Annotated in this window: 9 protein-coding genes and 2 tRNA genes; 7 read left to right on the top strand and 4 right to left on the bottom strand. The window is 40.0% G+C overall.

Annotated elements, in window-relative coordinates:
* Nucleotides 1-2 precede the first annotated feature (2 nt).
* From G6R40_RS08225 to G6R40_RS08195, 7 genes are all read left to right on the top strand, one after another.
* Nucleotides 3-872, top strand: a complete 870-nt coding sequence (locus G6R40_RS08225; protein WP_024565600.1) for a DUF4138 domain-containing protein — start codon at nucleotides 3-5, stop codon at nucleotides 870-872.
* A gap of 248 nt (nucleotides 873-1,120) precedes the next feature.
* Nucleotides 1,121-3,115, top strand: coding sequence for a type IV secretion system DNA-binding domain-containing protein (locus tag G6R40_RS08220; protein WP_024565602.1), 1,995 nt, complete (start codon nucleotides 1,121-1,123; stop codon nucleotides 3,113-3,115).
* Nucleotides 3,105-3,953: a M23 family metallopeptidase gene (locus G6R40_RS08215; RefSeq protein ID WP_024565603.1), complete on the top strand. Its 849-nt coding sequence runs from the start codon at nucleotides 3,105-3,107 to the stop codon at nucleotides 3,951-3,953. The genes G6R40_RS08220 and G6R40_RS08215 overlap by 11 nt, the downstream gene beginning before the upstream one ends.
* A complete protein-coding gene (locus G6R40_RS08210; RefSeq protein ID WP_024565604.1) occupies nucleotides 3,943-4,665 on the top strand; it encodes a hypothetical protein in 723 nt (240 codons plus the stop codon). Before G6R40_RS08215 ends, G6R40_RS08210 begins: the two co-directional genes overlap by 11 nt.
* A 12-nt stretch (nucleotides 4,666-4,677) precedes the next feature.
* Nucleotides 4,678-7,050 (top strand): JAB domain-containing protein, encoded by a 2,373-nt coding sequence (locus G6R40_RS08205; protein ID WP_024565605.1) that lies wholly within the window; start codon nucleotides 4,678-4,680, stop codon nucleotides 7,048-7,050.
* Nucleotides 7,051-7,125: 75 nt separating this feature from the next.
* Nucleotides 7,126-7,806 (top strand): hypothetical protein, encoded by a 681-nt coding sequence (locus G6R40_RS08200; RefSeq protein ID WP_024565606.1) that lies wholly within the window; start codon nucleotides 7,126-7,128, stop codon nucleotides 7,804-7,806.
* A complete protein-coding gene (locus G6R40_RS08195) occupies nucleotides 7,799-12,925 on the top strand; it encodes an Eco57I restriction-modification methylase domain-containing protein (protein WP_165133976.1) in 5,127 nt (1,708 codons plus the stop codon). Before G6R40_RS08200 ends, G6R40_RS08195 begins: the two co-directional genes overlap by 8 nt.
* A gap of 73 nt (nucleotides 12,926-12,998) precedes the next feature.
* On the opposite strand, the gene G6R40_RS08190 is transcribed toward G6R40_RS08195, so the two are convergent.
* The 4 genes from G6R40_RS08190 to G6R40_RS08175 form a co-directional block, all read right to left on the bottom strand.
* Nucleotides 12,999-13,070 (bottom strand) — tRNA-Glu (locus G6R40_RS08190).
* 11 nt (nucleotides 13,071-13,081) lie between these two features.
* Nucleotides 13,082-13,336 carry a 30S ribosomal protein S20 gene (gene rpsT / locus G6R40_RS08185; protein WP_165133973.1) on the bottom strand — a complete coding sequence of 85 codons (255 nt, stop codon included), beginning with the start codon at nucleotides 13,334-13,336 and terminating at the stop codon, nucleotides 13,082-13,084.
* A gap of 81 nt (nucleotides 13,337-13,417) precedes the next feature.
* A tRNA-Glu gene (locus G6R40_RS08180) sits at nucleotides 13,418-13,492 on the bottom strand.
* 60 nt (nucleotides 13,493-13,552) lie between these two features.
* On the bottom strand, nucleotides 13,553-14,848 hold the full coding sequence (locus tag G6R40_RS08175) for an N-acetylmuramoyl-L-alanine amidase family protein (RefSeq protein WP_410497359.1): 1,296 nt from the start codon (nucleotides 14,846-14,848) through the stop codon (nucleotides 13,553-13,555).
* Nucleotides 14,849-14,862: the final 14 nt, after the last annotated feature.

Raw genomic sequence — 14,862 nt, 5'->3', positions numbered from 1 at the left:
AAATGAAAACAGCAATCAATATCCTATTATTCCTTATATCCAACCTTTTTATTGCCCAAACCGCAACCAAGGAACAAGTCATTTCGGAATTGCCCGAACTAGTGATTACGGAGGGCGTCAACCTGCACATCATCTCACCGGAACCCATCCAATATGTGGATTTGTCCACCCAAAAACTCACGGGTGATCTACCGAACATCAATATCGCGAGAATCAAGATCACGGATGCTCCTACCAACGTCGACCCAAAGGAAAAGGCAAAAACCACCTCTTTATTGAATGGCGACAAAATAGGAATAATAACCGTTGTAGGTCAGTCTTTTATTGCCCAATATAAGGCTATTTACAGAAATTCGGAAAATAAAAACACCGTGACCAACATCCATATCCAGCCAGAAGAGATGCAGCCGATTGAACTGGACAAAACCCGTTTTTCCAACTTGGAGCTGACCAAGTTTGCGATGGACATCATCCAGAAGAAGACGGAAGAAAATCCAATCAGGGAGCAAAAAGACCTTAAACTCAGTATGCAGCTCAACAATGTGTACGTTATCAGCGACTACATCTTTCTCGATATGACCTTCAAAAACAGCTCGAACCTGAGTTACGATATCGAAGACCTAAAATTTTCCATCGAGGACAAAAAAATCTACAAGGCGACCAACAATCAAAGCATCGAGATGACACCGATTTTTAGACTTTACGCCCCGAAACATTTCAGGAAAAATTTCAGAAACATCTATGTCTTCAAAAAATTCACTTTTCCGAACAGCAAGGTGATGATGATCCGCCTGATTGAGGAACAACTCTCGGGAAGAACCATCGAGATGAAGGTGAATTATTCAGATATTTTAAAAGCAGATACATTTTAGTTATGAACCCATTACCAACAGAATTAATTATTGTCCTTCTCCTGGCGTTCATCGCTTTCATCGCTTCTTGCATATCCATATTTTTTTTATTCCGTCTCAGAAAAGCAAAGAAGGAAATAGAAAAGGAAATTATAAAAATGGCTTATCTGAAAGCGTGGTATAAGGAGATTGCAGTGAAGATTTATGGTAAAGACCGTATTGAGGAAAAAGAGAAAGAGTTTTTAAAAAACTACAATTTATAGGAAGTAATGCAGGAACAACAACACCAAATTAAGATTTACGGATTCCTTCAGAAGGCGGTTTATGCGGTCGTGGCATTGGATTGTGCGTCGCTTTTCTACCTCGATGCAGATATTCCTATAGTTTCAAATCTATTGAAAAATTTCTCGAAGATGAGTTTCTTTTACCCACCCATCAACGCAAAGTTTGCGACCCTGATTCTGATTGGATTGGTTGCTGTCGGGACAAAGGCGAAGAAGAAAAAGGATTTGAACATCGCCACGGAAATCGTAATCCCCATGATATTGGGCTTGTTGATGATTTTTTCTTCACTCGTTTGGCAAAACGAGGCAGGAAACTCCAAACTCCCTAAAATTTTTCCTGCACTGAATCTTTATCAGGTCATCTATGCCGTATTGTCTTTTTTGGGTGCAGTAATCCTTCAAATGGGAGCAGACGCCATCTCAAAACTCATGCAACAAAAAATGGGAAAAGACCGATGGAATGTAGAGGAAGAAAGTTTTGCCCAAAATCAGGAACTGGTAGAAACGGACACCTCGATCAATATCCCATATCTCTTCAGATACAGTAAAAAAATCAACAAGGGATGGGTCAATATCAATCCATTTCGTGGGACGATGGTGATTGGAACGCCTGGAAGTGGAAAGTCTTTCGGAATCATCAATCCCGCAATCAGGCAAATGATAGCGAAAGGCTTCTGCCTGTGTATTTACGATTTCAAGTTTCCCGATTTGGCGCAGATTGCCTACTACCATTATCTGTTGAAGAAAAGCAAAGATTCAGGGTATGAATACGATTTTCATGTCATCAATCTGAACGAGGTAGAAAAATCCAAAAGGGTAAATCCATTGAAAAAAGAATACATCCAAACCTTGGCGGAAGCACAGGAAATGGCGGAGTCAATGGTATCGTCGCTCCAAAAGGGAGGTTCAAGTTCGGGAGGCGGCTCCGATGCTTTTTTCACCCAATCTGCCATCAACTTTCTTTCGTCGAGTATCTACTTTTTTGCCACCTACGAGGACGGAAAATATTCGGATTTACCACATATCCTGTCCTTTATGAACCGAAGTTACAAGGAGATTTTTGACACACTTTTTACCAACGAGGAAATATTCTCACTGCTTTCTCCCTTTAAGACGGCGTATGAAAACAAGGCATTTGACCAGTTGGAGGGACAGGTCGGAACCTTGAAGATATTTCTCTCACGATTGGCGACCAAGGAAAGTTTCTGGGTGTTTTCGGGCGACGAAGTGGAACTAAAAATTACGAACAGGGAGAATCCTTCCATCCTGATTTTGGCATCCGATCCAGGAACGCAGGACATCAATTCCGCCCTTTATTCATCGGTTTTAAACAGGACTTTACGACTCATCAACTCCAAACACAATTTGCCGGGAGGAATTATTGCTGACGAGTTTCCCACCATCTACATACATAAAATCGACAACGTGGTGGCGACCGCAAGGAGCAACAAAGTGGCGGTCTTATTGGGACTTCAGGAAATCCCACAACTCCGACAGTTTTACAAAAAAGAAGTTGCCGACACCATTTCCGCCATTGTTGGAAATATCCTTTCAGGTTCCGCAAGGGACAAAAATACTCTGGAATGGCTGGAGAAACTGTTCGGAAAAATCAAGCAAAAATCCTATTCCCAATCCATCTCCCAACAAGGAACGACGACCAGCATCAACGAGAAAATGGACTTTATGATTCCTGCAGGAAAAATTGCGACGCTCAAAACTGGCGAAATGGTCGGAATGATTGCTCAGGGCGAGGAAAACGACACCGAGGAATACAAAACTTCGGCGATGAACGGCAAAATCAATTTGGATATGAAGGCCATCAAACAGGAAGAACACAACTATGTGAAAATGCCTTCCTATTACTCATTTGTCGACAAAATGGGAAACAATAGGAAAAACGATGTCCTGATGACCAACTTCAGAAAAATCAATAAGGAGGTTGAATTAATCGTAAATGAATTTACTAAAAATGAAAAATAGAACGACAATAATAACATTAACAATTCTCCTTTTAACAGGCGGTTATTCCATGGCTCAATTCAATACGCTGATGCCGACAAAACCACACAAAACGGAAGACTTTAAAATTATGGAAACCCCAAAAGAGGAGAATTCCAACCAAAAAAAGGAGAAAAAATCGTGGAAAGAAATCTTCAACATCACCCCAAAATCGGAACTGAAAAACGAAACCGAAAGTTCAATGAAGATGTTAACGAGTCAAATCGACTCTCTAAAGACGATGCTTAAAAACTACCATAATGGAAACAATCAAAGTAACGTGGACTACAAAAAGATGAAAGATTCACTATTTGAACTGATGCAAAATTTTCAACCCGAAAAAAAGCAGGAAAAGGATTTTGAAACCACCTTTGAAGGTTTACGGAAAAATATCTCAATGCCTTTGCGCAATAGAATTAGCGTGACTTCGCCTTACGGAACAAGGATGCATCCAATTTTCGGCACTGCAAAAATGCACAACGGAATTGACCTCAAAGCCAACTACGAAGATGTTCACGCCGTGCTTGATGGAATCATTACCGAAGCAGGTTGGGATTCCAAAGGCGGTGGAAACTACATCAAAATCAAACATTTCAACCGATTTGAAACCTCCTATCTCCACCTCTCCGAAATCTACTACAAAGTCGGAGAAAAAGTCAGGGCGGGCTTCATCATCGGGAAAAGTGGAAACACAGGGAACTCTACCGGACCGCACCTGCATTTTGCAGTAAAGGAGTTTGGACAAAGCATCAATCCCTACCATTTCTTAAACGACCTAAACAAAGCAAACAATTTAATAGCAACCTACTATGCAAACTGAAAACCTACCTACCGAAGAACTTAAAAAGTTCGGAATCATCAATGAAGATTTGTCATTTTCAAAAAAACTGAAAGCGGACGACATCCAAAAATTTCTGCAGGGCTACACGATTGTCGCAGACAACGACAAAAACAGGGCAACTTTCCAACTCACGGAAAACAACACCCGACTGAAAGTCATCTTTCTGGAGCGGGATAAAAGCATCTCCGAAATCCTCAGAAACAGCAAGGATGGAATTGAGTATTCCACTATTCAAGACCTTTCAAACAAAAATGAGAAGAAACTTTCGCTTGAAAAAAAGGCATTCATCTACGACAAGGAAAACAACATCGTCGCCGAGTTCGACCTCATTAAAAATGCCACCGAACTCACCGCAATCATTGCCGACAAGAAGGATGTCGCGGAAATGAACCGCTACAAAAACGAACTTCAGAAACTGAAAAATTTCCTGATGGATAAAATCGACCAATATCCCGAAATCGCCAAGGAAATTTCCAACGACTTGAACATCGTTTCCAGAGAAATCAACACCGTAAACAGCATCTCACCCGATGAGAAGCAGATTTCAAAAGGTGGCAATTCCGAAATTGACCTGAACGTCAATGACAGGGATAGGTACGAAGACGCGAACAGAAACCGGGAAGAGCAGGAAGAAGAAATCGAACAGGAAATCGAACAGGAACAGGAAAAACGCCGTGGATTCCGCAGATAAATTTTTGAAAAGATGGAAACAGAAACGATCAATTACCAGAGCAAATATGGACCGAACACGAATTTCCAATTTCCGACGGACGAGGATACGCAATATCTCAAAACGTCGGCGGGCGAAATATTACCGTACAAACTCTTCAGTGGGAGAAATGATGCTGACCCAAATTCCGCCATCCTACGGGAAAAGGACAATCAAGGTTACGCCAATGACTTTGCGCTCGTAGAGCGGCAGTTTTCGGAAAACAAAAGTCTTTCATTCATGGCGGGAACCAAAATTTCTGATGTGAACGATGTGGCTTGGCTTTTCCGTGCGCTTGAAGACGAGGCGGTGGAACACACCTTTGCACTCTACAAATTCAAGGACGACAGTTATCTCGTTCAACATCTTTCGACAGGCGGAATTACTTCCACCGTTGTGGATTTACGGTTGTTGACGGGAAACGTCTTCAAAATGCAGCCCGAAAGCATCACGCTCGTCCACAACCATCCGAGCGGACAACTGATTTCGAGCAAACATGACCGACTCATGTTGCAAAGACTGCACGAAATTTTCGACCATACAGGAATAAAGGTGGAAGACGGCATCGTCATCAATCTGCGTTCGGGGAAATATTTGGTATTCAACGGAGATTTGGGAAGCGACCGTGTTCTGGAACTTTCCGAGCAAAATCAACAGCAGGGAAAAGTCAGCACCTTTTCCTTTAACAAGCAGATTTTTGCCGCCAATTATCAGCCGTTCAAAATCAACAGTCCCGAAGATTCCGCCGCCTACATTTCAAGCCAAAAGTTTGGACTGTCCGACAAGACGGAAGCCATCATCCTGAACAATGCGAACGACATCGTTGGGAAATTCATTCTTCCGCAGCATCGACAGTTCGAGAAACTGACCGAACTGATGACGATTCACGCCGGAACGGGTGTCATCCTTTATGGAAACAATGTAAACGAGCAGATGTACAAGGAATACCGCGACAAACTCGAACTGATGGGGTTCACGGCTTTGGATGCGATTTTATTGGAAAGCGGAAACTACCACTCCCTTTACGAAAAGACCAAAATCAACGTCTATGACCACCTTTTGGACAAATTCAGCAAGAACCATCTGAATGCGGAACCCATTGTCGGCGTATCGGAAAACAACCTAAATAATAGTTACTCTAAAAATTTTAGAAATATGGAAGAACCACCACAAAAGGATTACGTCAAACTGTTTATTGACGATTCCGAAGGTCATACCAAGCACGAATTTGAAATCTCCTTGACGGAAGACGACAAAGTGAACTACAGCCAGATTGCCTCAAAAATCCAGCTGTATCGAAAGCCGGAAGACCATGTTTTGCTATTCGTTGGCGGAGAACTGCTTACCTACGAGGGAAATGAGGAAACAGAAAAAATCATCGATTCCCTTAAAAGTCTTTTTCTTCCCGATGAGAAAAAACGGAGCAATTTATTCAGCCAAAGTAATTTTCATTCGAGATTTAAAGAAGAAATGGATGCCACAAGGTCAGGATTTTCGATAGACGACATCATTGGAGAGCCTTCTATAAAAGATTACGCCAAAATGAACGGAGATGACTTAACACAACACCTCAATAAAAACAAAGAATATTTTAACAATCAAACCCCAAACATTATGGAAACACAAAAAGAATTCAACCAGGTAGATTATCTAAAAAATCAGCTTAAATACCTCGGTTTCGGCGAAGACGAAAAACTTCACAAAGAATTGGAAAAAGGCATCAAGTCCAAAAACCAGCAATTCGAAATCAAAACTTCCTCGGACAAGGCACTGCCCGGAAACAAGGTTGATTTTGCCTTGAAATTCAACAAGACGGAAACGGGTGGTGTTTTCCTCAACTCTTACGACGCCAAATTGAAGAACGAGAAAGGCGAAGAAATCACCCACAATTTTTCGGTAAACAGAGAAAATACCTTTACCGCAAAAGAAGCCGTAAATCTTTTGGAGGGACGGAGCGTGAAAATCGAGTTCCACAACCCCAAAAGCGACCAGTCGGAAACCGCCTTCGTGCAGTTCAACTTTGAGGAGCCAAAGACGGAGAAAGGAAACTATATGTTCCAGAATTTCTACAAAAACTACGGTGTCGATACCGACAAAATCGTGGAAAAAGCCAACCTCGTTTTCGAAAAGCCGGAATACAGGGATAACACCATCAAGTCACTTGAAAAAGGAAATGTGGTGAAAGTGAAATTTGAAATGGACGACAAGGTGGTGGAAGGAAAAGCAGTGCTCAATCCGCAATACAAGAACCTGAACCTTTACGACAACGACATGAACCGCATCAACACCAACAAACCTTTGCAGGGAATGGAAAATGAAGAAAAACAGGAGAAAGCCCATGTGAAGGAACAGAGCATCAAACGATAATAAATAATACCTGACTATTATCCGAAGGCGGTAAGTCAAATTTTGATTTGCCGCTTTTTTTAAAATGTAATCATTATGAACATCAAATCCATATTTTTAGTTTTCGTTTCAGTATTTATCCTAAATTCCTGCCACAAGGAAATCAAATCCGAAAAAGGCGGAATCGACCTCATTACCAATGTCTATTTTGATGCCTCCAGAGGATTGGACAAGATGCAGAGTTTCCACATCTCGAAAATGAGTTATTCGGAAAACCAAATTATCGAACTGGTTCCAAACCACACCTTTCCCGAAATGAATCAAAATGCCTATCTCGTGAGAGATTCTTTCTGCTATCCATTGGATGCTGAAAACGGCAACATCATACTTTCCGATATTCTTGAAAAACAAAAACCCGCATTGGTTTGGAACAAGAAGGACGGCGCCATATTCTCAAAAGAAATGATTCCGAACTATAATAACAGGCGGAAACTCTCCGACACGGTGTTATTCAAGAAAAAATACAGACGCTTCGAAATCAATTCGCCTTGGAACTATACCCGTTTCTACATCTATCCGACAGACACGATTCTGCCGTATTCCCTCTACAGACACGCCGAAAAGGATTATGGCGGAAGATTGGAGCGCATCGATTCCTACAATAAAAAGACCGACATCTTTGTAAGCCTGCAACTGCTTCCAAGAAAAAACTGGGACGACACGGCGAAAGACATTTTTGAGTTCAACCACTTCGTAAAAAACAGAAAAAGTGAGTGAGACATCCTATTTAAATCATTCTAGTTCAGAAATTTCCATTATTGAGGGAACTAAAAACGAACTGATTGTCTTTAACAGCGATAACGACAAAGATTCGTTTTTGGAACTTTTGAAACTAAACAATCAAAACAACGGCAGAACCCTTGTAACACTCAATTATAATGAAAATACTGGAAGCTTTGTCGAACGGTTTAAAAACTACGACGGAAAGATATTTCTGTGTCTAACCGGTGATGATGACGGAAATAGGTCTACACAAAAAATCCTCAATGAATTTCAAAATAAAAATATCAAGGACATCCGCCTGCTGTATGGAATTTCTGAAAATGGGAACCAAAACCTGGAAGAATATTTAAAAAATAAACTCCAAGTTCAAGAGAAAAATACTACTTTAGTTGAACAAAAAACGATAAGAAATGAAGACGATGGAACTCAATCCGAAGGAATTTCCGACACTCAGCACTTGGGAGCCGAACTTTCTCAACGAAATTCTGGAGAATCTAACCAAACAAGCAAACCCAAGCAAAACGGAAATCACTTTGGAGGACAAGCTGTGGACGGCAACCATACTGGAAATGGACTTGAAGACACAATCTGGAAGCATCTGGTCGGAAAACCAGAGCGAGGACCCGTTGACGGAACACAACCGCAAAATGCTGCAAAAAATGAGGGAGCAGAACATTCCTTGGGCGGAATCGTATCCGGGAGAAATGTATCCAATAGAATAGCAGAAATAGTAAAAACATCTACTCAAAACAATGAGGCATTAGGGGTTCTTATTTCAAAATATAAAGGTCAAAAACTGACCAATGAACAAGTTGCGGAAGTTGTTTCCGCAGCTTGTTTTGTTTCCAGCGATAAGCAAGTTAAACTCAAGGAAAGTCTTAACATTACCGAGGATTTAAAAGAGATCTGTCATCAATTCAAAAGTGGCGGAACAGCTAAAGAAGGCAGGGGTATTTTGGATGAATACTACACCGATTCAAGGATTGTAGATGCCGTCAGAAATTTAATCAAAGACCAGTTTAAGAACAGGCAGGAAATTTCGGTATTGGAACCCAGCGTTGGAACGGGAAATTTTCTGTATGCAGTGAAAGAATTGGGAATCAAGTCCAATATCACTGCCTTTGAAATCAACGAAACCACCGCAAAGATTGCGAAAATCCTTCATCCCGAAGCCCACATCCATCTCCGCTCCTTTGAAACCGAGTTTATCGAAGAGAAAGGCAACAAGAAGGAATTTGCCGAAAAATACGATTTGGTTATCGGTAATCCACCCTACGGCGACCATCGCGGATTATACAAAGGTTTGGGAGAAGAACCCAAAATCTCCAAATACGAGGACTATTTTGTCAAAAGGTCTTTAGATTCTCTTAAACCCAATGGAGTTTTGGCAATGGTGCTTCCTTCGGGTTGGTTGAACCGACAAGCCCAACTAAAAAATGCAGATATTTTGGAAGGTTTTCGTCTGCCGAATGGTGCTTTTGCCGGAACTCAGGTAGGAACGGACATTATTATTCTGCAAAAAAATTCCCAGAAAATTTCTACAGATATTTCCAATTATTTTGAAAAACATCCCGACAGGATTTTAGGGGAAACCCGAGAGAAAACCAACCGTTTTGGGAGGTTGGAAAACTATGTCTATGGAAATTTAGAGGACGCCTTATCTAGGATTGAGCAACTCAAAAATAAAAAGCAGACCGAAAGAATTGGAAACCTCTTTGAAGATTTGTTTTTGGAGGTTGATCAACCTAAAGGAGAATCAAAAAGCAAAACTTTAGAAAACACCATTCCCGCTAAAACAGAAGAAATTGACCTTGCAGAAACGAAAGATAAAATTGAGCAAGTTCTTTCCAGACTTAATGAAGTAAAATTCAAATCTCCCGCAATTGAAAAGGAGATTGAGAAGTATTTCAAACTCCAAACCCAAATTTTTGATAATCCCCCAAATTTTTCGAAAGACCAAATTGATGAAATTCATCGTAAAGCGGATAAAATTATCCAGTCCCACAAAGAGAAAAATGCGGAATATCGAATTCAGACCAAACCGGAAATCAAGAAAGGGGTTTTAAAATACCAATTTTTCAAAGCCGATGAAATTGTGAATGCCTCGCTTCAGAACAGTACCGATATTACTAAAGAACAGATTGAGGCATTTCGGGACACTTCCTACGACGGCACATTAAACAATCACGGTAAGCACTACCAATTTGCCAACTATATGGACGGAAATTGGGTTCACGATTTTTATTACGCCGAAGGGAATATCTACGCCAAATTAGAACAACTGGAAATAGACTTTAAGGACAGGTTCTCGGTTGGCGGAACAGAAAATCAATATGAGAAACAAAAGGATTTACTCCTCAATGTTCTTCCAAAACCAAAAACTTTAGACGAAATCTCAATCAGTCCGAATCATGAATTTGTCCACCAGTTTGATTTGGGAACCATAGAAAAGGAACGCTGGAATCAAAACACAAGACAGACGGAAACTGTAACGGTTCCCTATAATCTTGCAGAAAAATTCAAGGATTTTGTCGGAACGCTTTCCAGTGAGGCATTTGCAGGTTCTTCATCTTGGGAAGTAAGAAGTTTTGTAGACAACGAAAACGTTACCGGAAGCGACAAGGAACGGAATGCCTTGGTTCGCGAAAGACGAAAAGTCGCCGCCAACGACTTGTTTCAAAAATTTTTGAGGGAAGAATTGTCGGACGCTTTAAGGAAGCGTTTTGTCAATGATTTTAACCGAAACTACAACAACATCTATGTTCCGGACTATTCAAAGTTTCCTTTGTTTTCAAAAATCCATTTGAATTTTAAAGGTCGAGAACTTAGATTAACTGAAGTTCAGAAAGCCGGAATCGGAAGGCAGACCACGAAAGGTGTCGGATTACTTGCACATGAAGTGGGATTTGGAAAAACATTGTCTGGAATCCTGTCCATGCACGAAGCGATGGAAAGAGGAAATGCGAAAAGACCGCTGATTGTCGTTCCCAATGACAGCATTCTGAAACAGTGGGTGGAAACCATTTTTGAAACCATTCCCGAAGCCAAAGTGAATGTCTTGGGAAATCTCGGAAAAGACTTCGACCTCTCAAAATTCGACAACAAGGATGGGGAAATCACCATCGTCACTTACGAGGGTTTTAACAATATCGGTTTTTCTGAAAATATTACCCAAAATCTGGCTTCCAAGTTCTCCTATATTTCAGAAAATGAATTAAGAAGTGTAAACACCATCAGCGAAAGGGATTTTCAGAAAGAACTGGAAAAAGAAAAAGAACTGGTGGGTAAAATGAAGCGTGGCAAGATTTACGATTGGGAAGACTTTGGTTTTGACCATCTGACTTATGACGAAGTCCACAACGCGAACCATATCGTAGGAAAAGTAAGAATAGAAGACCGCAGATTTGCTTCAGACTTTAGAAATCAAAACCAGCAGACTTCAAAGTTGGGTATCAATACTTGGATGGCTGCGCAATACATCCAAGAAAAGAACGACGGTAGAAATGTTACCTTGCTTTCTGCAACGCCATTTACCAATAAACCACTGGAATATTATTCTATTCTCTCCTTGATTGCGAACAAGAGATTAGAAGAATCGGGCTACTTCAATGTGAATACCTTCTTTGAAACCTTTATGGAGGCAGACAACGACATGGAGATTGACGCAAAAGGTGATGTGAAATTCAAGGCGAATGTTCGACGTTTTAAAAACAATTCGCTGTTTCAGCAACTTTTATCTGAATTTATTGATATCAAAGGCGAAGAAGACAATCCCGAATTGGTGCGGCCCAACCGAATCAACAAGGAATATAAGATTGAGCAGAACTATTTAACGAGTGAGCAATACGAAATGCTCAATGAAAACTTTACCGAAACCCAAAAAGGGGCAATTCTTACGCATATCCTTAATGCCCGTTTGATTGCGATTTCACCATATCTTTCTCCCTATTATGAAGGAGAAGAACCGTCTTTAGAAGAGTTTATAGAGGATTCTCCGAAACTAAAACAAACGATGGATTTGATTCGGCAGAACAAAAACGACATTCCGGATTCGGGACAGATTATCTACTCTGAATTAGCTGTTTCGGAATTTCCGAAACTAAGGGAATATTTGGTACGGGAGGTCGGCTACAAACCGGAAGAAGTCGGAGTCATCACCGGAGCAACCAGCAAACCAAACCGTTTAAAGATTCAGGACGATTTCAATTCCAGAAAAATAAAGGTGGTCATCGGAAGCGAGGCGATTCAGGAAGGAATGAACCTTCAGGAAAATACGACGGATATTTACATGCTTTCTCTTCCGTACAACTTTACCTCTCTACGGCAAGTGGAAGGTCGTGCTTGGCGACAAGGAAATAGGAACGAAAATGTAAGAATCAACTTTATGTTGACCAATGACAGCATTGATGTCTTTATGCTTCAAAAATTGCAATCCAAACAGGCAAGATACTTGGAGGCAATGAAGAAGGGAGCCGATGTTTTAGATATTTCTGACATCAGCACGCAGGAAATGAAAACCGCCATCATCACGAATCCCGAAACCAGAGCGAATATAGAAATTGAACTGATGAAAAAGCAAATTGAAACCGAAAAAAATAAATTTTTGGCTGATTCTGCTTTTGTGCTTCGAAAATATGACAGTTTTATTAAAATTCAGGAAGAAGTAACTAAAGCGCAACATAACTACAACCGAATCTTAGGCTATTCCAAGGAAGAGGGCGACAATGCCGAATACTGGAAAAACCAGCTTCCATTTTATCAAAAAACGATTGATTTGACAAAGGAGAAAGTCCAAGAGGAAATTGATATTCTTTCTCAAAAAGGCGTGAATGTGACGGAGATTGAACAGCAGACAAAAATTACTGAAGATAAGATTGCTGAATTGGATAAAAGGTTGGAGGATTTGCCTAATGTTCGGGAGGGATTGGTTGAGAAGTATAGGGAGGAGAAGGAAATGCAGTTGAAAATTAATGAGAGTAGGGGTTATTTAGAGGAGAGAATGGTGGAGAATTCACAATTATTTAAGACGAATATTATCAGAGTAATTGATAAAAATTTTGAAAATGAAAATGTACAAAAAATAGAAATACAACAATATGGAAGAAAGAGATAATAAAAAAACAGGGACTTGAAGTCCCTGTTTTAGTCCCCGCTATGCGTAAATCACTGATTTACAGCGTGTGTAGTAGCCCGTAGGGGAATCGAACCCCTCTTACCAGAATGAAAATCTGAGGTCCTAACCGATAGACGAACGGGCCATTTTATTGTCTTACGCTAATTTGTTAACGTGTTTTGTCAATTTGCTTTTTAAGTTAGCAGCTTTGTTTTTGTGGATAATGTTTTTCTTAACCAATTTATCTAACAAAGAAATTACTGTTGGTAATTGTTCAGTAGCTACAGACTTTTCAGTTTCATTACGTAATACTTTCATCGCTGTTCTAGCAGTCTTGTGATAGTATCTGTTTCTTAATTTTCTTTTTTCGTTCTGTCTGATTCTCTTCAGAGCTGATTTATGATTTGCCATAATTTCCTAAAACTTGGGTGCAAAGATATGAATTTTTTTTAAACTTCAAAATCTTTTGCAGATTTTTTTAAAATTAATTTTTGGTAGCCTATAGGGGAATCGAACCCCTGTTGCAAGAATGAAAATCTTGAGTCCTAACCACTAGACGAATAGGCCATTAGTTTTTTGTGGTTGCAAAAGTAGATACTTTTTTTAATCCTTGCAAATCTTTTTTAATTATTTTAATACTTTTTGAATGATGCTATTCTTAATACCTTTATTCTCAATGTCTTTTTGTGCAGTGACGGCGTCTTCCAAGGTTTTGAATTTTCCATAAGTGTAGTAGAAAATTCCTTTTTCTTTGGTTCTTTCGACATCTTTCAAGGTTTTTAAAATAGGAGAATCGCTTTTTAATTTGTCGTTAGATACCGCAACTTCCAACGTGTAGTATCCGAATCCTAATGTTTGATTTGGTAAGAAACTGATCGCCATTGCATTTCTAAAGCCAGCATCTTTAGCCGTTTTAAGATTGTTATCTCTCACCGAAGGCAGATTGGTCACGGCATAATAATATTTGTAAACATTATTTTCTTTAATCGGTAAAATATAATTAAGACCTTTAAGAGCAGGATCATTATCGTTATAACGGCTCGGTGTGCTCATTAACAAAATTCTAAAATCATTTTTCATAGGCACTTCTGCAGGCTTTACAGGATCTGGTTCTCGCACTGCAAAACCACCACTCAGCGCCTTTCTATAATCTAGCAATGCGTTGTAAATGCTTTCCGCAACTTCTTGTTGGCCTTTTTCTGATGATAGGTATTTGGCGTCTTCGTAGTTGTTTACAAAGCCTGTTTCTATAAGTACAGAAGGCATGGCATTTTTACGAAGGACGTGTAAGTCGGCTTGTTTTACACCGCGCGAATAGCGTTTGTCTTTTTTTACAAAGTTTTCCTCTACCAAACCACCAAACCATTGGCTGGCTTCAAGATATTTGCTTTGCTGAATTTTTAAAGCAATTAAAGATTCTGGAGATCTCGGATCGTAGTTGGCGAAGTTTTGCTTATCATTTTCGTCTAGGAAGATTACTTCGTTTTCCGCTTTAGCCACTTCCAGATTGGCTTTGTTTTGGTTAGGCCCTTGTACAAAGGTCTCGGTGCCTTGCGTGGTGATGCTGCTTCCTGGCGAGGAGTTGACGTGTACAGAGATGAAAAAGTCTGCTTTGTTTCTATTGGCAAGATCGGTTCTGGATGTTAACGAAGGATATTCATCAATCTTTCGAGTGTAGATTACTTTGAAATCTCTATTTTTTTCGAGCATTTTCCCAAGTTTGAGAACCACACCCAAAGTGACATCTTTTTCTCGAACAATACCAAGATCGCTATAACTTCTGTTAGCACCAATGTCGGATCCACCATGGCCCGCGTCTAGTATAACAGTGAATTTTTTCTGGCTAAAACCTAATAAAGGAAGCAATGCCAATAAGAGGCAAATATATTTTTTGGAATAAAAGTCTTGAGTAAACATATTAATTTTTAAAAATTAAT

The sequence above is a fragment of the Chryseobacterium sp. POL2 genome (assembly GCF_011058315.1).
In the GTDB taxonomy this organism is placed as follows: domain Bacteria; phylum Bacteroidota; class Bacteroidia; order Flavobacteriales; family Weeksellaceae; genus Soonwooa.
Note: the sequence above shows the minus strand (reverse complement) of the source record. Positions and strands in the feature narration are given on the sequence as shown.